The sequence below is a fragment of the Amycolatopsis sp. NPDC021455 genome, assembly GCF_040640995.1.
Taxonomy (GTDB): Bacteria; Actinomycetota; Actinomycetes; order Mycobacteriales; family Pseudonocardiaceae; genus Amycolatopsis.
Map to the genome: position 1 here is coordinate 25,543 of NZ_JBFACT010000070.1, position 21,766 is coordinate 47,308.

The window sequence follows — 21,766 nt, forward strand, 5'->3', positions numbered from 1 at the left end:
GCGTAGTTGACAATGGTTATCGTTGTCGACAAGGTGGAGACACCGCTCGGGTGAGTGGTCATCCGTGAATGCGAGGAGCGTCTGTGAAGCACGATCCCACGGCCGGGGCCGCGTTGTTGCGTGAATGTGTCGCCGACCTCATCGGAGTGGCTCCCGGGGAAGTCGACCTCGCCCGCACTTTCGCCGAACTCGGCGTGGAATCCCTCGGAGCGCTGAAACTGCGCCGTGCTTTGGCGGCGAAATGCGGAGAAGAGGTTCCACTGACCGCGTTCCTCGGAGAAAACCCGGCCTTTCGCGTCCTCGAATCCCTGACCGGGAGCGCCGGCGCGGCGCCGCCGCCGGCTCCGGTGATTCCGGTCGAACCGGGAGAACCCGTTGCCCTGACACCGGTTCAGGGCGCCTACTGGGCCGGGCGCGGTACCGACTTCGCGCTCGGCGGGGTCGCCACCTTCTGGTACCACGAGTACGATCGGGAGACCGCGGACATCGACGTCCTCGAATCCGCGTTCGCCCGGCTCGTCGCCGGCCACCCGATGTTGCGGACGACGATCGGCCGGGACGGATTCCAGCGGGAAAACGCCGAAGTCCCGCCGTTCCGCATCGAGCGCACGGATTTGCGCGGAATGCGTACCGAAGACGCCGAAAGCGCGCTCGCGGAACTGCGTCACCGGCTTTCCCGCCAGGTCCGGCCGCCGCACGAGTGGCCGCTGTTCGACGTCCGGGCGGCGCTGCTGCCGGGTGGCGGGGCCCGGGTGTTCGTCGGCTTCGACGTGCTGATCCTCGACTTCGCGAGCTGGCGGCTGCTGATGACGCAGTGGGGACGGCTGGTCGCGGACCCGGAGGCCGCGCTGCCCGCGCCCCCGGCGGCGTTCCTCGACATCGTGCGGCACCGCGAGACCGACCCGGGGTACCAGGCGCGTCGAGACCGTGACCGCGCCTACTGGTCCGGTCGCGCACTCCCCGCGGGACCCCGGCTGCCGGTGCTGGACATCGCCGAGCCGCGGTTCCGCCGTCGCCAGTGCCGCCTCGACGCCGTCCGCTGGGCCGCGCTGCGGGCCCGGGCCGCCGAGCGCGGGCTGAGCCCGACGTCGGTGCTGCTCGCCGCGTTCGGCCTGGTGCTGCACCGCTGGGGCGCGACCGAGCCGTTCGCGCTCAACGCGACCCTGTTCGACCGGCCCGACAACGCGCGCGACGTCGTCGGCGACTTCACCACCACCGCGCTGGTCGCGATGCCCGCCCCGGCGTCCTTTGTGGACTACGCCAGGAAGACCAACGAGACGCTGTGGGAAGCGATCGACCACTGCTCGTACACCGGCGTCGAGGTGCGGCGCGAGACCGGCCACGCCTACCCCGTGGTGTTCACCTCGGGGATCGGCATCGGCGACGGCACCGCCCCGGCGGGCTGGCTCGGCGAGGAGGTGTTCGGGGTTTCGCAGACGCCGCAGGTGCTGCTCGACCACCTCGTCTGGGAGGAGGACGGCGCCGTCCGGCTGGTCTGGGACGCCGTCGAGGCGGCGTTTCCGGACGGCTACCTCGACGGCCTCGCCGGCGCCGAGTACACGCTGCTGACCCGGCTCGCCGAGGACGACCTGGCCTGGACCGCCGCCGACCTCGGCTGGGACCCGACGTTCGCCGCACCCGAGCCGCTGGACGTCACGCCGTTCGGGGACTGCGGCCCGCTGCTGGACGCGCCGCTGCGGCTCGCGGCGGACCGCACTCCGGAGGCCCCGGCGGTGATCGCGCCCGGAGAAAGGCTGTCGCACGGCGAACTCGCGGCCCGGGCGTCGGCGCTGGCCGGGTCGCTGGCGGCGGCCGGGGTGTCGGCGGGCGACCTCGTGCTGGTCGCGTTGCCGAAGTCGGCCGAGCAGATCGCCGCGGTGCTCGCCGTGCTGCGGTGCGGTGCCGGCTACGTCCCGGTCGACCCGGCGTGGCCGGCGGCCCGGATCGCCGCGGTGTGCTCACGGGCCGGGATCACCCGCGCTGTCGTGGCAGGCGACGTCCCCCTGCCGCCCGGAGTGACCACTGTGGACACTACCGCCGGTGATGTCCCGGTGGGGGAAGCCGATCCGGACGACCTCGCGTACGTCATCTTCACGTCGGGCTCGACGGGCGTGCCCAAGGGCGTGGCGATCGAACACCGGCAGGCGCGGACCACGGTCGACGACATCACCGACCGGTTCGGCATCACGTCCGCGGACCGCGTGCTCGCGTTGTCGGCGTTGAGCTTCGACCTGTCGGTGTACGACATCTTCGGCGTCCTCGGCGCGGGTGGCGCGATGGTGCTGCCCGACCCCGCCCGGCAGCGCGACCCGCAGCACTGGTGCGAGCTGGTCGAGGCCCACGGCGTGACGGTGTGGAACACGGCGCCGGCGTTGCTGGAGATGGTCGTGGAGTACGCGGAGTCCGACCCGGCCGCCCGGCTCGGCTCACTGCGGCTGGTGCTGCTGTCCGGCGACTGGATCCCGGTGAGCCTGCCGGACCGGCTGCGCGCGCTGGTGCCGGGGGCGCGCGTGATGAGCCTGGGCGGGGCGACGGAGGCGTCGATCTGGTCGATCACCCACCCGATCGGCTCGGTTGATCCGGAGTGGCCGAGCATTCCGTACGGCAGGCCGTTGCGGGGCCAGGGGTTCCACGTGCTGGACGAGGCCGGCCGGCCGTGCCCGGTCGGCGAGCCCGGCGAGCTGTTCATCGCCGGCGCGGGGGTCGCCCGCGGGTACATCGGCGACGCGGCGCAGACGGCCGAGCGGTTCGCGGTGCACCCGGTCCTCGGCGAACGGCTGTACCGGACGGGCGACCTCGGGCGCTGGCGCACGGACGGGACCATCCAGTTCCTCGGCCGCACCGACCGCCAGGTGAAGATCCGCGGCCACCGCGTCGAGCTGGGCGAGATCGAGTCGGCGCTGGATCGGCTGCCGCAGGTCCGCCAGGCCGTGGCGGCCGCGGCTCCCGGCCCGGACGGACGGCCGCGATTGGTGGCGTACGTGGTGCTCGCCGAGCCGTGTGCCGAGCGGGAGCTGGCGGCGCGGCTGGGCGAAGCGGTGCCGGACTACATGGTGCCGACGCGGTTCGTGCTGCTGGACGCCATGCCGGTGACAGCCAACGGAAAGGTGGACCACCAGGCGTTGCCGAACCCCTTCCGCCGCACCCCCACCCCGGAGCTTTCCCGTGAAAGCTCAGCGGAGACGGTTACTCCGGATCGCTTTCACGCGAAAGCTCCGCATGTGGCCGTGGGGGAGGTCGTCCGCGGTGTGCTCGGCGACGTCGACTTCGGCCTGGGCCTGATCGCCGCCGGGGCCAGTTCGCTCGATGTCGTGCGGCTCGCCAACGCCCTCGAAGACGCCACCGGCACCCGGCCGTCCTTCACCGAACTCGTCGCCCATCCGTCCATCGAGGACATGGTGCGGGCCTGCGCCGGATCGCGGCCATCCCCGGAAACGCCGGCCGGGCTGCCCGATCCGGGTGGGCTGGTGCTGGCCATGCGGCTCGAACGGCCCGAGGCCCGGCCCCTCGCCGACGCGCTCGCCGACGCCGGGCGCTGGCTGCGTGAGCTGCACGACTGGGCCGGCCACCACGGTTACCGCGTCGAGGAATCCCTGCCGTCCGGTGGGCGCGACCTCGTCGAAGTCCGGCTGCGCGGCGAGGAGACCACCGGGCCGTTCCCGCTCACCGAAATGCAGCTCGCCTACCTGGTCGGCCGGGCGGACACCTGGCTCGGCGACGCCGTAGCGCCGCACTACTACACCGAGGTCGACGTCCTCGACCTCGATCCCGACCGGCTCGCCGCGGCCCTGCGGACGGTGATCGCGCGGCACCCGATGCTGCGCGCGACGATCACGCCGGACACGCTGCAGACCGTCCGGGACGCCCCGCCGCCGTGCCGGGTCGACGTCTTCGACCTGCGGGGCCGTCCGGACGAAGCCCTGCGGATCCGCGAAGAACGTTCGCACCGAGTGCTCGACCCCGCCGGCGGTCCGCTGCTGCACGTCGCCGCCGGCCGGCTGGACGACCGGACGTGGCGGGTCCACTTCGGACTCGATCTGCTGTTCTGCGACGCGCAGAGCGCGGTCGTCCTCGCCGACGAACTGGTCACCGCCTACCACGACCCGGCGCGGCTGGCCGCGCCGCCGGCCGCGACGTTCCGCCAGTGGGTCACCGGCCGCGCCGAGGTGCCGGAAGAGTCTCGGGCGTACTGGCGGCGCGCGGCCGCCGAAATGGCCGACGGCCCCGCGCTGCCCGTCCGGGCCCCCGGCCCTGGCAAGGTCCGCTTCACGCGGCGGCACGCGGAAATCGAGGCCGCTCGCTGGGAGGCGTTGTGCGCCAACGCCCGCCGTCACGGCGTCACGCCCGCCGGGCTGCTGCTCTCGGCCCTGGCCGACACCCTGCACGCGGGCGGCGGCGGTGACCGGTTCACGCTCGTCGTGACCTCGTTCGACCGGCCCGCCGGCCACGAAGGCGTGATCGGCGACTACACCTCGACCGTGCTGCTGGACGTCGACCGCGTCGCGGGCAGCCACGCCGACCGCGCCCGGTCGGTGCAGCGGCGGCTCCTCGCCGACCTCGAACACGGGCAGGTGCACGGCAACGAGGTGCTGCGGGAGCTCGCGGCGCGGCGCGGCGGGCAGGTGCTGCTGCCGGTCGTCTTCTCCAGCGGGCTCGGCAGCACCCGCACCGCGGACGGCGCCTCCGCCGACGCGTCGCGGCTGCTGTCCCGCTTCGGCCGCACCGAATACGCCATCAGCCAGACCCCGCACGTCGTGCTGGACTGCCAGGTGTTCGAGGCGGGCGGAACGCTGCGGATCAACTGGGACGCCGTCGAAGCCGCCTTCCCGGACGGCTACCTCGACGCGCTGTTCGCCGCGTTCGTCGCGGCGGCGGGGGCGACGGAGTGGGACGAGCCCGACCCGGCCGGCCTGGCGGCCCGCGGGCTGACGCGCGGGCCGGTGCCGGCCAGCCGTCCGATGCCGCGGCAGCGAACCGGCAGCGCGGACCCGGCGATGGAACAGCGGATCGCCCGCGTGCTCGGCGGGCTGCTCGGCGTCCCGGCCGCCGAACTGGACCCGCTGCGGACGTTCTTCGAGCTGGGCGCGACGTCGCTGACGCTCGTGCGGGCCCACCGCGAGCTGGCGGCCGGGCTGGACCGGCCGGTCACCGTGCTGGACCTGTTCGCCCACCCGAGCATCCGCGAACTGGCCGCGTACCTGGCACCGGCGGCGGCGGAAACCGGGGACGACGTCCTGGCGGCGGCGCGGTCCCGGGGCCGCGCGAGGCGGGGACGGCTGGAGACGTCGCGATGACCGGCTCTTGGCCGCGCTCGTGGTTGTCGATGGCTCTCGGGCCGTCCGCGGATCCACCGCCTCCCCGACCACTGAACCCGGCCGGCGTTCACCGGCGGTCGTCGTGCGCCAGGAACGGGGCCAGCTCGTCCCGGGCGCGGCTCAGGTGGTCGTCCACGGCCTGAGCCGCGCCCTCGGCGTCGCCCGCTTCGATCGCCTCGAGGATCGCGGCGTGCTCGGCGGCGATCGCCGACGCCTCGAGCAGGCCGTGCGACTGCACCTGCGCCATGCACAGCCGCATCTCGCCCATGAGCGCGCGGTAGAGGCGGGAGACGCGCTCGCTGCCCATGCTGTCCACCAGGGACTCGTGGAACCGGACGTCGGGCTCCACGATGTCGAGTGACGAGGCGTCGCCGACCGAGGCGATCTCGGTGTGCGCCTGCCGGGCGGCGTCGGGCACCCGCTGCCGCCGGGCCAGCGTCCGGGCCACTTCGCGCTCGAGGAACATCCGGCTGAAGTAGAGGTCTTCGATGTCGGCGCGGCTCATCGCCGGCACTCGCGCGGTCTTGTGCGCGTCACGCCGGAGGAGCCCTTCGGCGACCAGCTTCTCGATGGCCGCCTTGGCCGTCGGCCGAGCCACCTCGTAACCGGTGGCCAGCTCGACCTCGGTCAGCCGGGTGTCCGGGGTGAGTTCGCCGCGGAAGATCCGCGAGCGCAGGTCCGCGGCGAGCGCTTCGGTGATCGACAGTGCCTGGGGCCTGCTCGGCATGTCCGTCCCCGTTCTTGACAGTCCGGCTATCTTGTCTTACAAGTATACAGACGACCGAGCCCCGGAGGAGAGTGGATGCTGCCGTGAGCACGTTGCGGGTGGTGGCCGCGCCGGACAAGTTCCGCGGCTCGGTCAGCGCCGTCGAAGCGGCGCAGGCGATGCACGACGCGGTGCTCGAGCACGGCGGGACGTGCTCGATGCTGCCGCTCGCCGACGGCGGCGAGGGAACCCTCGACGCGTTCGGCGGGGCCAACCGCTGGAGCGAGGTCACCGGCCCGCTCGGCACCCCGGTCCGGGCCGGGTGGCGGCTCGACGGGGAACGCGCCGTCATCGAGATGGCGCAGGCGTCGGGGCTGCTCGTCGCCGGCGGGAAGGAGCACAACGACGCGGAGGGGGCGACCACCCGCGGCGTCGGGGAGCTCGTCGCCGAGGCCGTGGACGCGGGCGCGACGCGGATCATCGTGGGGGTCGGCGGTTCCGCGACCACGGACGGCGGAGAAGGTGCCTTGGAGGTGCTGGCGGAGCCGGTGGCGGCCGAGATCCTCGTCTGCTGCGACGTCACCACCCGGTTCACCGACGCCGCACGGGTGTTCGGCCCGCAGAAAGGGGCGACGCCGGACCAGGTCGGCCGCCTCACCGCGCGGCTGGAACGTCTCCAGGACCGGTACCGGCACCGGTACGGCGTCGACGTTTCGGCGCTGCCCGGTTCCGGCGCCGCCGGCGGCCTGGCCGGCGGGCTCGCCGCCCTGGGTGCCCGGCTCGTGCCCGGCTTCCCCTTGGTGGCCGGGGAAACCGGGCTCGCCGGCGCGCTGGCCGGCGCCGACCTCGTCGTCACCGGCGAAGGGCTGCTCGACGAAGGCTCCTTCGCCGGGAAGGTGGTCGGCGGCGTGGTCTCGGTCGCGAGCGGCCTCGGCGTCCCGGTCCTGGCCGTGGTGGGCGAAGCGCGGCCGGAGGTGCGCGGCCGGATACCGACCCTCGCGCTGCTCGACCACTTCAGCGAAGCCGAAGCGTGGGACCGGACGCAGGACTGCATCCGGCGGATCACCGCGGCACACCTCGGCTACCACCGGTAGGTGCGGCGCAGGGCCTCCTTCACGACCTTGCCGGTCTCGTTGCGGGGCAGCTCGCCGACGAACACGACGTCGCGCGGCACCGCGAACCGCGCGAGGTGGTTCCGCACGTGGGCGCGGACCGTGTCGGCGTCGAGCCGCGCACCGGGGCCGAGCACGAGATACGCCGCGAGACGCTGCCCGTACTTCGCGTCGCCGACACCGACCACCGCGGCTTCCCGGACGCCGTCGAGCGTCAGCAGGACTTCCTCGACCGACGCCGGCGCCACGTTTTCCCCGCCCGACACGACCATGTCGTCCGCCCGGCCCTCGACGAACAGCCGGCCGTCGGCGTCGAGGTACCCGCGGTCGCCGGTGTCCATGAGCCCGTCGTGGCGGGCCGGCTGCGCCCCGTCGGTGTAGCCGTCGAACAGCATCTTGTTGCCGACGTAGAGGCGTCCGGTCGCGCCGGGCGGCACGGGCGTGCCCGCGTCGTCCAGGATCCGGATCCGCGTGCCGAGCGGGGGCCGCCCGGCCGTGCTCCGGGCCGCCCGCAGGTCGGCGGGGGTGGCGATCGCCGCCCAGGACACCTCGGTCGAGCCGTAGAGGTTGTAGAGGATGTCGCCGAAGGCGTCCATGAACTCCTCGGCCAGCCGGCCCGGCAGCGCGGCACCGGAGCTGGCCACCACCCGCAGCGACGACAGGTCGTAGCGGGCCCGGATCCGCTCGGGCACGTCGAGCAGGCACCGCAGCATGGTCGGCACGGCGAACAGCACCGTGCACCGGTGCTGTTCGAGCAGCCGCAACGTCGTTTCCGCGTCGAAGCGCCTGCGCAACACCAGGCTCGCCCGCAGGGCCATGCCGAGCTGGAGCGCGGCGAGGCCCCAGGTGTGGAACAGCGGCGCGGCGACCAGGATGCGCGCTTCGGCGCGCAACGGGATCACCGACAGGACGGCGGCCGCGTCCACGGGACCGCGCGGGGTGGGCCGGCGTGCGCCCTTGGGCGGGCCGGACGTGCCCGAGGTGAGCACGACGATCCGGCCCTGGCTCTTCGGGGGCGCGATCCGCTCCGCCGGCGTGCTCCGGATCAGCTCTTCCGTTCCTGCGCCGGGCTCGTCGCCGGAAGACCAGGTCCGGACCAGCGGTACGGAGGCGGGCAGGTGCCGGTCCAGCTCGGCGAACTCGTCGTCGGCCAGGACCAGCGCGCACCGGTGCCGGTGGGCGAACTCGGCCACGCTGCCCAGCGCCAGGCCGGTGTTCATGAGCACCACGTCCGCGCCGAGCTTGCCGCACGCGATCATCGCTTCGACCATCGCGTTGTGGTTGCGGCACATCAGGAGCACCCGCGACCCTTCGCCGACGTCGTAGCGCCGGAAGGCCGTCGCCAGCCGGGTGGTGCGCTCGTCGAGCTCGCCGAACTTCCGGCCGGACCGCTCGTCGCACAGCGCGAGCGAGTCGGCCGCCCGGCGGGCCCCGGACTCGAACCCGCCCGCCAAGGTCGGCCCCCACCGGCTCACGGCCTTCAGCTGCCGCAGCATCCCGGCGGGCTGGGCGGGGGTGAGCACGCCGGCCTTGATCAGGGACCGCCCGATCTCGAGCAGGGACTGGTGCGGCGGGAGCCGGTCCTCCGCCGGAACGCCCCCGAGGTGGTCGCTCGCGGCCTCGATGGCTTCGGTGATCCGCCGCCGGATCGCCGGCGCCCCCAGCGCCGGCGTGCCGAGGACGGCGAGCCACACCGTGACCGCGCAACCGCCGGGGACCGGCCGCAGGGTGACGGACAGCCGGTGGTGCCCGGCCTGGACGCTGGACCAGCCCAGCTGCTCGTTCCGGCGGTGGGTGAGGATTTCCACCACGTCCTCACCGCCGGCGAGGTACCGGTAACGCGCGCCCCGTCCGCGGCTCGTCGTCAGGCGCTCGCACCACGTGATTCCCCGGACAAATCGTGAATAAAGTTCAGGTCTTTCGACGATCGTCCACATTTCGGCCGGTGTTCGCGGCACGGTGACGTCGACCTCGATGAATTCGGGCTCCATCTCCACCTTCTGCGCGGGGAAAAGAGTCGCAGCATAGGGGCGCGCCGGTTCCCGTTCCGGCCGGAACTCGCGAGTAACCGGATTTTCCGCAGAACGCGGAAGTGGTTCCGCGCGGAGCCGCCGGACGCTGGGGGGCTTTCGCGAGCCACCGGCCGGAAAGGTCCCTCGGTCCTCGGAAATCACCTCGGTCTCCTGCGGATTACGCGCGCGGTGCCGGGCGTGGCACCTTACCCGGGTGACCGTTATCCGTTCCCCGGCGGAGTTCGACAGCGGCGACCTCTACGTCGATCTGCGCGAGAGCGTGGGTGTCCCGCTGTTCCTCAAATGCGAAGGCTTCAACTTCGCCCGGTCGATCAAGCTGAAGGCGGCGACCGAGATGGTCGACGGCGCCGAACGGCGGGGTGTCCTGCGGCCGGGGATGACGATCGTGGAGTCCTCCTCCGGCAACCTCGGCGTGGCGCTGAGCATGCTCGCGGCGAGCCGCGGCTACCAGTTCGTCTGCGTCACCGACGCGCGGTGCACGGTGTCCAGCCGGCGCATGATGCGGGCGCTGGGGGCCGAGGTGCACGTCATCACCGAGCCCAAGCCCGAAGGCGGTTTCCTCGCGGCCCGGATCGACCACGTGCGGGAACTCTGCGCGGGCGAACCCGGCGTGGTGTGGCTGAACCAGTACGCCAACCCGGACAACTGCGGCGCGCACTACCGGCGCACGGGCCCGGAGATCCTGGCCGCGTTCCCCGGCGTCGAAGTGCTCTTCGTGGGCGCCGGGACGACCGGGACGCTCATGGGCTGTGCCCGCTACCTGCGGGACCGGCGCCACGACGCCAAGGTCGTTGCGATCGACGTCGTGGGTTCGGTGACCTTCGGCGGTCCCGCGGGCGTGCGGATGATTCCCGGCCTCGGCACCGGGATCCGGCCCGCGCAGCTGGACGAGTCCCTGGTGGACGACGTGGTGATCGTCGAGGAGCGGGAAACGGTCGCGATGTGCCGCGAGCTCGCCGCGCGCGGCTTCGTCTTCGGCGGGTCCACCGGGACGGTCGTCAGCGGCGCCCGCCGCTGGCTGGCCCGGCACCGGCCGGACGCGGACGTCGTCGCCGTGGCGATCGCCCCTGACCTGGGGGAGAGCTACCTGGATTCGGTCTACAACGACGACTGGGTGCGCGACCTGCCCGGCTCGCCACCAAAGCCGTGAAGGCCTCCTTCCCGGCCATAAGAGCCGGGAAGGAGGCCTTCACGGACTTCAGGCGGAGTACGCGCGCTGCTCGTCGCACAGCAGCACGGTGATCGCCTTGTCCGGGGCCAGGTACTCCCGGGCCGCCGCCGTCACCTCGTCCGGCGTCACTGCGGCCAGCCGGGTGTCGTGCCCGCCGAGCCACGAAACCGGCAGCCCGTGCTGGTCCAGTTCGCACAGCGTCGCGGCCAGGCCCGTCAGGGTCGCCAGGCGCAGCCGCAGCGTGCCGACCGCGTAGCGGCGGGCGCGGTCCAGCTCGTCCGGTGTCACCGGCCGGTCCGCCATCCCGGTCAGCTCCGCGCGGACCTCCTCGGCCGCCGCGGCCGTGTTCGCCGTGACGACGTCGAGGGACACCGTGGCCAGGTGCGCTTCCGCCACGTGCAGCAGGGAACTGCGCGGTGCGTAGGAGAATCCCTTCTCCTCGCGGATGTTCTGCACGAGCCGGGACGAGAAGTAGCCGCCGAACGCCATCGCGGCCAGCGCCAGCGCCGGGTGGTCCGGGTCGTCGTACCGCGGCGCGGGCATCGCCATCCGCAGCAGCGACTGCGGCACGCCCGGCTCGTCCACAATGGACTCACCCGGTACCCAGGGGCTGGGACGGCGCATCGGCACACCCCGTCCCGGCCGCCACCCGCCCAGGGCACGCTCGACGAGCTCCGGCGCCGCGGCCGGCTCGAAATCGCCCGCGAGCACCAGGCACGCCCCGGTGGGCACGACCCGGTCGGCGTGCAGCGCGCGGACGGCGTCCCGATCGACACGCCGGAAGTCCTCCGGCCGCGGCACCGGCAGCCCGTACGGGTGGTCGCCGAACATCCGCGTGTTGAGCGCTTCGGCGACGTGGTGCGCCGGGCTCGCCAGGACGGCGATCGTGCCCTGGACGGCGTGGTCCACCGTGATCGCGAACTCCCCGGCCGGGTAGGCCGGATCGGTGACGATCTCCCCCAGCAGCGCGAGGAAGGCGGGAAGCTGGTCGGCGAGGACACTGCCGGCGATCCGGAGCCGGTCCGCGTCGACCGCCGCCGACAGGCCGCCGCCCATCGCCCGCACCCGGTCCTGGGTGCGGGCGTCGTCCGACAGCGCACCGGCCAGCAGCACGGCGGCCGCCGGGTCGGCGTGCGCGAACGGAACGCTCAGGCACACCTCGGCGAGCGGCGTGCTCACGCGGCGCGTGGCCAGCACCCGCAGGCCGTTGGCGAGTGTGTGTTCGTGGACGTCGGGGATCCGCAGGGGGCGCGGTGCGGGAACGTCGAGCAGGTCGAAGGTGGTCATCGTGCCGCTCCTGGGTGCGGTTGCGGCGGTGTGGCCGGCAGGCCGAGGGTGGTCATCGTGCCGCTCCCGGGTGCAGTTCGACGGTCGCCCGCCGGTCCGGGCGCAGCGTTGCCGCCGCGGCTCGGATGTCGGCGGTGGTCACGGCCCGGCTCAACGGGCCCAGTTCGTTGATCACACCGGCGTCGCCGTGCTGCAGCGCGAACACCGCCAAAAGACGGGCGCGGCCGGCGAGGCCGTCGAGCATGCGGACCAGCTGCGCGCTGATCGTCCGCGTCGCCGCGGTCAGCTCCGCCGGGGACGGTCCTTCGGTGGCGAGCCGCTCGGCCTCCTCGTCGACCGCCTTGAGGATCGCGTCGGTGCCCGGTCCGCCCGGCACCGGGCTCGCGGTCAGGACCAGGCACGTCGGGTCGCGGACGCCGAACACCTCGCCGGTGAGCCCCAGCGAACAGTCCACTGAGGACACCCAACGGTCCCGCCGGACCAGCCGGTGGAACAGCCTGCCCAGCGCGCTGTCGGTGAGCAGCAGGCACACCACCAGGTACGCGAGGTAGCCCCGCAGGTCGGCCGCCGGGTCGGGGACGCGCCACGCCGAAGCGAAGACCGGCAGCGGTGCCAGCGGGTCGACGGAGGAATCGCGGCGCTCGGCGGTGAGGTCCGGCTCGGCGATGACGGGCCGCCGCGGCACCCGGCGCGCCGGGATGTCCGAGAAGTACCGTTCGGCGAGCTCGATTCCACGATCCGCGGAAACGTCGCCCGCGAGGCACAGCACGGCGTTGGCCGGCGCGTAGTACTGCTCGAAGAAGGCGTGCGCCTGACCGGTCGTCGCGGTCCGCAGCTCTTCGATGGCGCCGTAACCGTTGTGCGCGTTCTCGAAGGTGTCGAACACCAGCGGCGCCAGCTGCAGCCACGGGAAACCGCCGTACGGCCGGGACACGATCGCGCCGGTGATCTCCTCGGCGACCACGTCGATCTGGTTGGCCAGGCTCGCTTCGGTCAGCGACGGCGCCCGCATGCGGTCGGCTTCGAGGAACACCGCGTGCTCCACCCCCGACGAGGGCAGCACCTGGTAGTACTCGGTGTAGTCCAGGTGGGTCGTGCCGTTGAAGACCCCGCCGCAGCTCTGGACGTAGTGCGCGTGCGCGCCGCGCGGCAGGTTCGCCGAACCCTGGAACATCAGGTGCTCGAAGAGGTGCGCGAACCCGCTGAAACCGCGGGGTTCCGAGCGGCTGCCGACGTCGTAGACGACCGTCGCGGCGACGACTTCGGCGTCGTGGTCGGGTGCGACGAGCACCCGCAGCCCGTTCGGCAGGACGTGCGGGGCGAGCTGGTAGCGCCGGCCGGCGCGGATGATCGTGTTCATGACCGTCGCCACGGTAGTCGTGGCCGGCGCCTCCGGGCGCGAGGTCATCACTTCGGCGGATGCGGCTTCCGTTTTTCACGGAACAGCGGATCCACCGCATTGACGGTGCCGATTCCGCCGTGTGACAACGGTTCCGCCGCCGGTGAAGGTCATCGGGCAGGGCGTATCGAACGACCGTATCGAACGACAAACGGAGCGACGCATGACACAGGCGGAAGTGGTCCCGGCCGGCGGGATGCTCGGCGTCGACAAGGCGCTGCGCGAGACCGAACTCCTCATTTCGGCGGGCATCATCCTCAGTTCGCTGGAATCGCTGGTGCGACCGCAGGACGTCGAGGACGACGGCCTGATCAGCTGGCGGATCGGGCGGACCCGGTCCAAGCGGATGGCCAGGGGCAAGACCGGCCAGGTCTTCGACAAGATCTTCACCAGCCCGGGCATCCAGGTGCTGACCTCGTTGCGGCTCACCGCCTCGACGCTGGTCGCGCTGCCCGGCACCAACCGGCAGACCAAGGCCGCGGCGATGACGTTCCTGGCCGTCTCGAACGTCCTCATGCAACTGCGCAGCAACTACGGCGCGGACGGCTCCGACCACGTCAACCTCGTCGTCTGCGCCGCGGTGGCGGCGAGCAAGTTCTTCCCGGACGACGAGAAGGCGCGCAAGGCCTGCACCGCCTTCATCGCCGGGCAGTCGGTGGTGTCGTACTTCGCGGCCGGGCTCGCCAAGGCGATTTCGCCGTACTGGCGCGACGGGAGCGCGATGCAGGGCATCTTCCGCACCAAGACCTACGGCCAGAAGCACGTCGGTGAACTGCTCAAGAAGTACCCCTGGCTGGCCCGCCTCGGCGGCTGGGGCGTGTGGGTGGGCGAAATGCTCTTCCCGCTCGCGCTGGTGGCGCCGAAGCCGATCGCGGCCGGCCTGCTCGGCACCGGCGTCTCCTTCCACGCCGGCAATGCCGCCTTCATGGGCCTCAACCGGTTCCTCTGGGCGTTCAGCGCCACCTACCCGAGCGTGGTCCACCACTCGAAGCACTTGTCCCAGCGCGTCACCGCGGGACAGTAGGGAATCGGCGTGTCCACTGAGAAGAAGAGGTCCGGCACCCGGACCGTCCTGCGCCTGCTGGCCCCCTACCGGGGAAAGCTGGGCGTCGCCGGGATCGTCGGGCTGGCCAGCGCCGTCGTGTCGCTGATCCAGCCGATGGTCGTCGGCGACGTCGTCGGTGCGCTGACCACCCGGACGCTCGCGGCGGGAACCCTGGTCCTGCTCGTCTCGCTGTTCCTCGGCGACATCGTCCTGCGCGTGATCGAGATGTACCTGCTCGGCCGCTGCGGCGCGCTGCTGGTCCTCGACACCCGGCGCTCGGTCGTGCGGCGGCTGCTGCGCGCCCCGATCAGGGCCCACCGGGAACGCCAGCGCGGCGACCTGTTCGTCGGCGCGGTCGCCGACACCGACCTGCTGCACGGGTCGCTGATGATGGGGATGATGAACATCGCCGCGAGCCTGGTGCTCGTCGTCGGCGGCGTCGCCTTCATGACCTTCATCGACCCGCTGCTCACCCTCGTGACGATCACGTGCCTGGCGGTGGCCGCGGTGGGGAGCGTCTTCGTCGCGCGTCAGGTGCGCAAGGCGATGGCGCAGAACCGCGAAGCCGTCGGCCGCTTCGGCGCCGCGCTGCAGCGGGCCCTGATCGCGATCGGCACGGTGAAGGTCAGCCGGGCCGAGGACCGCGAAGCCGAGCTGGTCCTGACGCACGCCGCGGACGCCACCAGCGCCGACATGCGCGCGGTGCGGCTGCAGGCCGCGATGACACCGCTGGTCAACCTCGGCATCCACGGCTCGTTCGCCGTCGTCTTCACCTTCGGCGCGGCCCGGATCGCCAGTGGCGCGCTCGACACCGCCGGGTTCGCGTCCTACCTGCTCTACCTGTTCTACATGCTGACGCCGCTCATCACGCTGTTCACCAGCTTCGCGCAGATCCAGCTGGGCGTGGCGGCCGGGCAGCGGGTGGAGGGCCTGCTCGACCTGCCGGACGAGCGCGTGGAATCCCCGGCCGCCGACCCGGTCTTCGCCTCCTCGGTGCTGGAGTACGAGTCCGTTTCGTTCGGGTACGCCGAAGGCAAGCCCGTGCTCCAGGACGTGTCGTTCGCCGCGCTCGAGCGGGGGCTGACGGCGGTCGTCGGCCCGTCGGGCACCGGGAAGACGACCTTGTTCTCGCTCGCCGCGGGGTTGTGGCGGCCCGAGGACGGCCGGATCCGGCTGGGCGGCGTCGACGTGGGCACTCTGGACCTGGAAACCCTGCGCGGCCGGATCGGTTACGTGGAGCAGGACGCCCCGGTCCTCGACGGCACGATCCGGGAGAACCTGCTCTACGCCAACCCGGCCGCGACCGAGGAGCAGATCCGGCACGCCGTCGAGCTGGCCCACCTCGCCGAGTGGGTGGACGGCCTCGAAGACGGGCTGGAGACCAAGGTCGGCGAGTCGGGGGCGGCGATCTCCGGCGGCCAGCGGCAGCGGATCGCGATCGCGCGGATGCTGTTGCTGGAGCCCGACGTGCTGCTGCTGGACGAAGCCACGTCGCAGCTGGACGCCGAAGCCGAGCTCGCCCTCCGCAAAGCCGTGGCCGAAGTTTCGCGGGACCGCGCGGTCGTGGCCGTCGCGCACCGGCTGTCCACTGTGGTCGAAGCCGACCGGATCGTCGTCCTCGACCGCGGCCGCGTCCGGGCGATCGGCGACCACCAGTCGCTCCTGGCGGGCGACGACCTCTACCAGCGCCTGGTGGCGACGCAGCTGTTGCCCGAGGCGACCGTCCTCACCGCAGGGAGGAACTCGTGAACCGGCTGGCACTGAAATGCGGCCTCACCGCGGCCGCCGGCGTGCTGACCGCCGCGCCGTTCGCGGCGGGCGCGGTCTACCAGAACGTGCTGACCCGCCGCGACAACCGTGACCTGCCCGGGCTCGGCGAACTCGTCGACGTCGACGGCCGCGCGGTGCACGTGCGCCGCATGGGCGGCCCCGCCGAGGGGCCCACGGTGGTCTTCGAGAGCGGCCTGTCCTCGCCGCTGGAGATGTGGAGCCGGATCCAGGAGGCGGTGGCGGAGGTCGCGCCGACCATCTCCTACGACCGCGCCGGCATCGGGTGGAGCGAGCCCGGTCCGCGGCCGCGGACCGCCGGGCGGATCCGCGGCGAGTTCGAGCGGCTCCTGGAAGTGCTCGACGTCCGCGGTCCGCTGGTCCTGGTCGGCCACTCCTACGGCGGCATGCTGCTGCGGGCCTTCGCCCAGGAGCACCCGGACCGGGTGGCCGGCGTCGTGCTGGTCGACGCGGCCCACCCCGAGCAGCTCGAACGCTCGGCCCGGCAGCGCCTCGGCCTGCCGCTGATGCGGGCGAGCGTGCGCAGCAGCCTGTTCTGGTCGCGCTTCGGCCGCAACCGCCTGCGCCCGGTCGGCAAGGACAGCCAGCTCACCGGCCTGCCCGAAGTGGAGCTGAAGACCACGATCGCGCGCATGATGACCACCCGCAACTGGGCCGCGTCGGAGGCCGAGATCGACGCGTGGCTCGCCCACGTCGTCGACGAGGTCCGGGCCGCCACCCTCCCCGCCGACGTGCCGCTCTTCGTCGTGACGGCGGAGGAAACGGAGAAGGCCGACCCGGTCCACGGCGAGCTGCAGCGCGAGCTGGCGTCGCTGTCCGCGGTGTCGGTGCAGCAGACCGTCCCGGGAGCCACGCACCTCGGGATGTTGTGCTCGGCCGGGTCCGCCAGGGGCGTGACCGCGGCCGTGCTCGAAGTCGTCGACGCGGCCCGCACGGGCCGGGCCGTCAAACCCGTCGAACTCGAACCACCGGGAGACCAGCCGTGAGCACCTCGACCCGCACCCTCGCCAGGCTCAGCGCCCGTTACGCCCTCTACGGCGTCCTCGGCAGCTGGCTCGTCGCCACCACCCTGAGCCAGGACCCCACCCGGAAGTTCGACAAGATCCGCAAGTGGGACCCGACCGGCTCGCTCATCCCGGACTGGCGGTTCTTCGCGCCGCGGCCCGGCATGCACGACTACCACCTGCTGATCCGGGACGAGCTGCCCGAAGGCGAGGTCACGCCGTGGAAGGAGTACTGCCAGGTCGAAGAGCGCAAGTGGCAGCACTTCTTCTGGTACCCGGGCCGCCGGGCGGAGAAGGTCGTCACCGACGCCGTGTCGGGCCTGATCCAGATGCAGCCGGACCTGAAGGACCGCAAGGAAGACGTCCAGGTCTCCGTGCCGTACCTGACCCTGCTGAACTACGCGACCCACCAGGTGCCCCACCACCCGGAGGCCAAGCGGGTGCAGTTCCTGATCGCGACGTCGGCGGGGTACGACGAGACGGAGGAGCCGATGATGCTCTTCCTGTCGAACCCGCACCCGCTGGCCTGACGATGACGGGCGGCGACGGGGTCACGGTCCTCGTGACGGGTTCGTTCAGCGTCCCGGCCGGCAACATCCGCTGGCTGCGGGCCAACGCGCCGGAAATCGCCGCGGTGGAGCTGGTGGTGGACCGGGACCAGTTGTGCACCCGGGCGAGCGCGGCCGAGAAGGCCGTGGGGATCGTCGACGCGGCGACCCCCGAACTGCCCGCGCTCGCGGAGCGGTTCGGCACGGTCGCCGTGGGCGGGATCCTCGCGGTCACGGCCGATCCGGCCGAGGACCACGTCGTCGGGCTGTTCGCCCGGGGTGTGACGGGGGTGGTCCTCACCTCCAGCCCCGCCGAGGAGCTCGTCACGGCGATCCGCGGGGTGGCTTCGGGCCACTGGTTCGCGCCACCGAGGTACCTGCCCGCGCTGGCGGAGACCGTGGTCCGGAACCCGCGCGGGCCCCGGGCCCGGCAGCTGCGCGAACTGCTGACCGAGCGGGAGCTGGAGGTGCTGCTCCTGCTGGCCGCGGGCAGCGCCAACCAGGAGATCGCCGACAAGCTGGGGATTTCGGTGACGACGGTGCGCAGTCACGTACTGAGCATCCTGCGGAAGCTGAACGTGCCCAACCGCACGGCGGCGGCGATCTGCGCCTACCGCTCCGGCCTCGCTTGAGCGGTGGGCGAGCGGCTCATTCCTGCCGGTGCCTGGCAGGAATGAGCCGCTCGGATCAGCCGCTGGTACCCGGCGGGCGGGCGCACGCGGCCAGCACGGTGCCGCCCATCTTGATGCGCAGCTGGGTCGCCGTGGCCTCGCCGAACAGCTGCCCGGTCGGGGTCAGGGGCGGTGGCCCGGGACAGAGGATGGTTCCGTTGTCACTGCGGTAGATGCCCAGCCCGGCGACCGTGGTGCCGGTGGGAGCGAAGACGAAGAACGCGTCGCCGGTCCCGACGCTGAACTGGACGCCCGGTGGGCTCACCGCCGCCGAGCTCGCCAGGACACTCAGGATCGGCCGCTCGGTGGGTGGCGTGGTGGTGAAGTCCACAAGGGACACCGAGCGGGTACCGCCGCCGGACGGCGTCTCCAGGATCAGGACGTGGTTGTGGGTACCGATGAACATGTACCTCGACACGCCGGCGCCGAGTGTCTGGTGGAACACCGACCCGGTCGGGCCGCTGACGACGAGCCCGGGCAGCCCGGTGGTGGTCCGGGTGACGGTCCGGTCGCCCATGGTGGTGGCCGGCGCCGAGGACCAGGCGAGCGCGGCGCTGTTGTTGAACAGGCCGGTGGAAATGGTGATCGGGTTCGCGGCCGCCGCCGGGACCGCGGCCGTGATCACGGCCGTCAGGACGGCGCCCACCACCAGCGCCGCGCGACGTGCGGGGCTCATTGGTGCGCCCAGGTGACCGCGAAGTTCTGGCCGTTCGTGCTGGTGTCGCCGGTCGTGGCGTACGTCGTGGTCGCGTCCTGTTCCTGGATCTTCGTCCGCTGCCAGGTCGAGCTGGCGGTCATCGACCCGCTGTGGCCGGCGTTGTCGCTGCCGACCGAGTTGTTCATCAGCGCGCGGCCGTAGTTCGCCAGCGGGAAGAAGTCGCTGGTCCCGAACCGGCCCACCGCCTCGACGATCCAGTCGGCGCTGCTGCGCGAGCAGACGAGGTTGGCCGCGCACGTCTGGGTGGTGGTGAAACTCGTGTGCTGGGTGGCGTCGGCGACGGTGATCGTGTACTGCGCGGTGGCCGCGTTGTAGGTGACGTCCGCGCTCACGGAGTCGCCGGCGTTGATGGTCAGGACCGGCTGGATGGCGTTGGTCGGGAACATCTCCCACCAGAGCTGGTAGACCGGGGTGCCGTTGACGCACCGGGCCGAGCTGCCGCCCTGTTCGACCGTGCCGTTGGTCCACCCGTCGAAGCCGACCCAGAAGATGGCCCAGGCGTCCGACGCCGGGCAGGTTATCGGCCGCTGCGTCCACGAACCGTGCACGTGGGTGAACGTGGCGGCGGGCGTGGCCAACGAGGTGATGGCGTAGCCGGCCCAGTTCCGTGAGGTCGCGTTGACCAGCGGACCGGCCACCGCGGGAGTGAGCCCGCCGGGCACGGTGGTGTGCCGGGCCGCGCCGGCGAACGGGCTGCCGGCGTACCCGAGGGGTGTTCGCGCGGCGCTCGCGGGCGCCGCCGCCCCGGCGCCGACCACGACCGCCACCGCCGCGAGGGCGGTGAGCGGCAGGAGCCGTCGGAATTTCATGGGTGTCCCGTCTGCGAAGATCGGCACCGGCATCCGTATCCGGGCCCGCGCCGACCCTGGCAGGCGGCGCTGATGCGAGCCTGAAGCGACGCTGAAAAGGCACGTCGGACGTCGCCGATCGGGGGACACGCTGGATGCCGGGCCCGCGCGCACACTCTGGGGGCGTAGGGGCGCGCGGGCCCGGCGGTGGGGCCGGCCGCCCGGGAACTGGGCACCGGGCCCGGCCATGGGAAAAGCGTAGGGGCCCGCGCCGTCCCGGCACCACCGGCGTTTCCCGGAATCAGGCCCGCCGGTTCGCGGAGAGGTGGCGCAGGGCCCGCGCGGCGGCGTTCGCGCCGCACATGCCGTGCGCGCCCGCACCGGGCGGGGTCGCCGCCGAGCACAGGTACATGCCGGGCACGCCGACGTCGTACGGGGACAGCGTGACGCGGGGCCCGAACACGAGCCGGCGGACGGTCGTGGCGCCGGTGATGACGTCGCCGCCGACGTAGTTGGGGTTGTACACCGCCATCTCGGTGGCCGAGCGCACGGCGGTGCCGACGATCCGGTCGCGGAAGCCGGGCGCGAACCGTTCGATCTGCCCGATGATGGCTTCGGTGGCGTCGCCCGGATAACCGTGCGGCACGTGGGCGTACGTCCACAATGGATGGACGTTGCCCGCCGAGCGCCCGGGATCGGCCAGGTACTGCTGGCCGACGAGGACGAACGGCCGTTCCGGCAGGCGGCCGGCGTGGATTTCGCGCTCGCTCGCGGCGAGCTCGGCGTACGTCCCTCCCAAGTGGACGGTGCCTGCCCGGCGGACGTCCGCGTTGGCCCACGGCACGCCTTCCGCCACGGCGAAGTCGACCTTGAACGCCCCCGGGCCGTGCCGGTACCGGCGGTAGGCACGCGCGATCCGGGGCGGCAGGCGGTCGCCGAGGATGTCCGCGACCGCGCCGGGGGCGAGGTCGAACAGCGTGACGTCGGCGGGCGGCAGCTGCGCGGCCGAGGTGACCCGCACGCCCGTCTCGACCCGGCCGCCGAGGTCGGCCAGCAGCTTCGCCAGCGCGGTGGTGATCGACCCGGACCCGCCGGCGGCGACCGGCCAGCCGTGCCGGTGCCCGGCGGCGATGATGCCGAGGCCGACGGCCGAGGTCATCGGGTGGTGCAGCGGCCGGAACGCGTGCGCGGCGATCCCGCCGAACAGCGCCCGCGCCCGCTCGGTGGCGAACAGCCGCGCGAAGACCGAGCCGGGCAGCAGGGCGGGCAGGCCGAACCGGGCCAGTGTCAGGGGGTGCTTCGGGAACCGCAGCAGCGGGCCCATGATGTCCTCGGCGAGCGCGTCGAACCGCGCCGCCGGGCGGCCGAACGCGCGCCGCCAGCGCACGCCGTCCCGGCCGAGCGCGGCTTCGGTGTCCTCGACGGACCGGTGCAGCAGCGCCGCGTCCCCGCCGTCGAGCGGGTGCGCGCAGTCGATCTCCGGCCATGCCCAGGACAGCCCGTACCGGTCCAGGCCCAGCTCGGCGAGGAACGCCGAGCCGGCGGCCATCGGGTGGAAGGCCGAGCAGTCGTCGTGCAGCAGGCCGGGCAGGATCGCCTCGGTCGACCGGGCACCACCGCCGATCCGGCCGGCGGCTTCGAGCACGGTGACCTCGACGCCCGCGCGGGCGAGGGCCACGGCGGCGGCGAGCCCGTTGGGGCCGCCCCCGACGACGACGGCGGTGCTCATGGTCTGCTCCCGATCATCCCGGAGATCACGGAAGCCCAGTTTCGGCGAACAGCCGCGGCCGGCGGTGGAATGCCGCCGGATCAGGGGGAAGTTTCCGCGAAAGGCGGACGCGTGCGGTCGTGAGGGATTTCCCCATCCCGGTCCGGCGGGCCGGTGCGAGAAGGCCCGGGGATGGTGCCATGAGGGGAACAGGCGCAAGCCGGGAAGGAGCGGCGGGATGGGCACCGGAGCACAGGTGGTCGTGGCCGCGGTGGCGGCCCTGGTGGTGCTGACGCGGCTCGCGGTCGCGCTCTGCCAAGCGCGGACGGACGGTCGGATCGCGGCCCGCCGCGCCCGCGAAGACCGCCGGGTGCCGACGGGCTAGCGTCCCGGCCCGGCGATGCGCCCCAATGTGGCGTTGGTTGCGTTGGACGCACCCAATGTGGCGTTCGGTGCGTTGGACGCACCGAACG

The 21,766-nt window shown here is 72.9% G+C and carries 16 protein-coding genes; 9 read left to right on the forward strand and 7 right to left on the reverse strand.

Features of this window, described 5'->3' with window-relative positions; translation table 11 throughout:
- The first annotated feature begins 83 nt into the window (after positions 1-83).
- Positions 84-5,294, forward strand: coding sequence for an amino acid adenylation domain-containing protein (locus tag AB0G28_RS41300; protein WP_361102779.1), 5,211 nt, complete (start codon positions 84-86; stop codon positions 5,292-5,294).
- 88 nt (positions 5,295-5,382) lie between these two features.
- On the opposite strand, the gene AB0G28_RS41305 is transcribed toward AB0G28_RS41300, so the two are convergent.
- Positions 5,383-6,042, reverse strand: coding sequence for a GntR family transcriptional regulator (locus AB0G28_RS41305; RefSeq protein ID WP_361102781.1), 660 nt, complete (start codon positions 6,040-6,042; stop codon positions 5,383-5,385).
- Positions 6,043-6,125: 83 nt separating this feature from the next.
- Between AB0G28_RS41305 and AB0G28_RS41310 the strand changes: the two genes are divergently transcribed.
- Positions 6,126-7,115, forward strand: a complete 990-nt coding sequence (locus AB0G28_RS41310; protein WP_361102783.1) for a glycerate kinase — start codon at positions 6,126-6,128, stop codon at positions 7,113-7,115.
- On the opposite strand, the gene AB0G28_RS41315 is transcribed toward AB0G28_RS41310, so the two are convergent.
- The gene (locus tag AB0G28_RS41315) at positions 7,103-9,124 is read right to left on the reverse strand and encodes an AMP-binding protein (RefSeq protein ID WP_361102785.1); all 2,022 of its coding nucleotides are present in this window, start codon (positions 9,122-9,124) and stop codon (positions 7,103-7,105) included. The two genes, AB0G28_RS41310 and AB0G28_RS41315, sit on opposite strands and share 13 nt — an antisense overlap.
- Positions 9,125-9,359: 235 nt before the next feature.
- Here AB0G28_RS41315 and sbnA point away from each other — a divergent pair, with 235 nt between their 5' ends.
- The gene (gene sbnA, locus AB0G28_RS41320; protein ID WP_361102787.1) at positions 9,360-10,316 is read left to right on the forward strand and encodes a 2,3-diaminopropionate biosynthesis protein SbnA; all 957 of its coding nucleotides are present in this window, start codon (positions 9,360-9,362) and stop codon (positions 10,314-10,316) included.
- 48 nt (positions 10,317-10,364) lie between these two features.
- Here the strand turns inward: sbnA and AB0G28_RS41325 are convergent, their stop codons facing one another.
- Positions 10,365-11,624 carry a pitrilysin family protein gene (locus tag AB0G28_RS41325; RefSeq protein ID WP_361102789.1) on the reverse strand — a complete coding sequence of 420 codons (1,260 nt, stop codon included), beginning with the start codon at positions 11,622-11,624 and terminating at the stop codon, positions 10,365-10,367.
- A 52-nt stretch (positions 11,625-11,676) separates the two neighbouring features.
- The gene (locus AB0G28_RS41330) at positions 11,677-12,984 is read right to left on the reverse strand and encodes a pitrilysin family protein (protein ID WP_361102791.1); all 1,308 of its coding nucleotides are present in this window, start codon (positions 12,982-12,984) and stop codon (positions 11,677-11,679) included.
- A gap of 202 nt (positions 12,985-13,186) precedes the next feature.
- Here AB0G28_RS41330 and AB0G28_RS41335 point away from each other — a divergent pair, with 202 nt between their 5' ends.
- From AB0G28_RS41335 to AB0G28_RS41355, 5 genes are read left to right on the forward strand one after another with little or no spacing between them, the layout of a single operon-like run.
- The gene (locus tag AB0G28_RS41335; protein WP_361102793.1) at positions 13,187-14,047 is read left to right on the forward strand and encodes a hypothetical protein; all 861 of its coding nucleotides are present in this window, start codon (positions 13,187-13,189) and stop codon (positions 14,045-14,047) included.
- Positions 14,048-14,056: 9 nt separating this feature from the next.
- Positions 14,057-15,817: an ABC transporter ATP-binding protein gene (locus AB0G28_RS41340; protein WP_361102795.1), complete on the forward strand. Its 1,761-nt coding sequence runs from the start codon at positions 14,057-14,059 to the stop codon at positions 15,815-15,817.
- Positions 15,814-16,842, forward strand: coding sequence for an alpha/beta hydrolase (locus AB0G28_RS41345; protein ID WP_361102797.1), 1,029 nt, complete (start codon positions 15,814-15,816; stop codon positions 16,840-16,842). Before AB0G28_RS41340 ends, AB0G28_RS41345 begins: the two co-directional genes overlap by 4 nt.
- The gene (locus AB0G28_RS41350; protein ID WP_361102799.1) at positions 16,839-17,390 is read left to right on the forward strand and encodes a hypothetical protein; all 552 of its coding nucleotides are present in this window, start codon (positions 16,839-16,841) and stop codon (positions 17,388-17,390) included. The genes AB0G28_RS41345 and AB0G28_RS41350 overlap by 4 nt, the downstream gene beginning before the upstream one ends.
- 2 nt (positions 17,391-17,392) lie before the next feature.
- Positions 17,393-18,040: a response regulator transcription factor gene (locus AB0G28_RS41355; protein ID WP_361102801.1), complete on the forward strand. Its 648-nt coding sequence runs from the start codon at positions 17,393-17,395 to the stop codon at positions 18,038-18,040.
- 55 nt (positions 18,041-18,095) lie between these two features.
- On the opposite strand, the gene AB0G28_RS41360 is transcribed toward AB0G28_RS41355, so the two are convergent.
- The 3 genes from AB0G28_RS41360 to AB0G28_RS41370 all read right to left on the reverse strand — a co-directional run bounded on the left by AB0G28_RS41360 (position 18,096) and on the right by AB0G28_RS41370 (position 21,314).
- The gene (locus AB0G28_RS41360) at positions 18,096-18,755 is read right to left on the reverse strand and encodes a hypothetical protein (RefSeq protein WP_361102803.1); all 660 of its coding nucleotides are present in this window, start codon (positions 18,753-18,755) and stop codon (positions 18,096-18,098) included.
- Positions 18,752-19,606 carry a G1 family glutamic endopeptidase gene (locus AB0G28_RS41365; RefSeq protein ID WP_361102805.1) on the reverse strand — a complete coding sequence of 285 codons (855 nt, stop codon included), beginning with the start codon at positions 19,604-19,606 and terminating at the stop codon, positions 18,752-18,754. The genes AB0G28_RS41360 and AB0G28_RS41365 overlap by 4 nt, the downstream gene beginning before the upstream one ends.
- A gap of 280 nt (positions 19,607-19,886) precedes the next feature.
- On the reverse strand, positions 19,887-21,314 hold the full coding sequence (locus AB0G28_RS41370; RefSeq protein ID WP_361102807.1) for an NAD(P)/FAD-dependent oxidoreductase: 1,428 nt from the start codon (positions 21,312-21,314) through the stop codon (positions 19,887-19,889).
- A 217-nt stretch (positions 21,315-21,531) separates the two neighbouring features.
- Between AB0G28_RS41370 and AB0G28_RS41375 the strand changes: the two genes are divergently transcribed.
- Positions 21,532-21,678, forward strand: a complete 147-nt coding sequence (locus AB0G28_RS41375; protein WP_361102809.1) for a hypothetical protein — start codon at positions 21,532-21,534, stop codon at positions 21,676-21,678.
- The last annotated feature ends 88 nt before the right edge of the window (positions 21,679-21,766 follow it).

Bases quoted from the DNA above. Each gene is read 5' to 3' on its own strand.
- AB0G28_RS41305 (WP_361102781.1), bottom strand. From the start codon at position 6,042: ATGCCGAGCAGGCCCCAGGCACTGTCGATCACCGAAGCGCTCGCCGCG.
- AB0G28_RS41315 (WP_361102785.1), bottom strand. From the start codon at position 9,124: ATGGAGCCCGAATTCATCGAGGTCGACGTCACCGTGCCGCGAACACCG.
- AB0G28_RS41325 (WP_361102789.1), bottom strand. From the start codon at position 11,624: ATGACCACCTTCGACCTGCTCGACGTTCCCGCACCGCGCCCCCTGCGG.
- AB0G28_RS41330 (WP_361102791.1), bottom strand. From the start codon at position 12,984: ATGAACACGATCATCCGCGCCGGCCGGCGCTACCAGCTCGCCCCGCAC.
- AB0G28_RS41335 (WP_361102793.1), top strand. From the start codon at position 13,187: ATGACACAGGCGGAAGTGGTCCCGGCCGGCGGGATGCTCGGCGTCGAC.
- AB0G28_RS41355 (WP_361102801.1), top strand. From the start codon at position 17,393: ATGACGGGCGGCGACGGGGTCACGGTCCTCGTGACGGGTTCGTTCAGC.
- AB0G28_RS41360 (WP_361102803.1), bottom strand. From the start codon at position 18,755: ATGAGCCCCGCACGTCGCGCGGCGCTGGTGGTGGGCGCCGTCCTGACG.
- AB0G28_RS41365 (WP_361102805.1), bottom strand. From the start codon at position 19,606: ATGAAATTCCGACGGCTCCTGCCGCTCACCGCCCTCGCGGCGGTGGCG.
- AB0G28_RS41370 (WP_361102807.1), bottom strand. From the start codon at position 21,314: ATGAGCACCGCCGTCGTCGTCGGGGGCGGCCCCAACGGGCTCGCCGCC.
- AB0G28_RS41375 (WP_361102809.1), top strand. From the start codon at position 21,532: ATGGGCACCGGAGCACAGGTGGTCGTGGCCGCGGTGGCGGCCCTGGTG.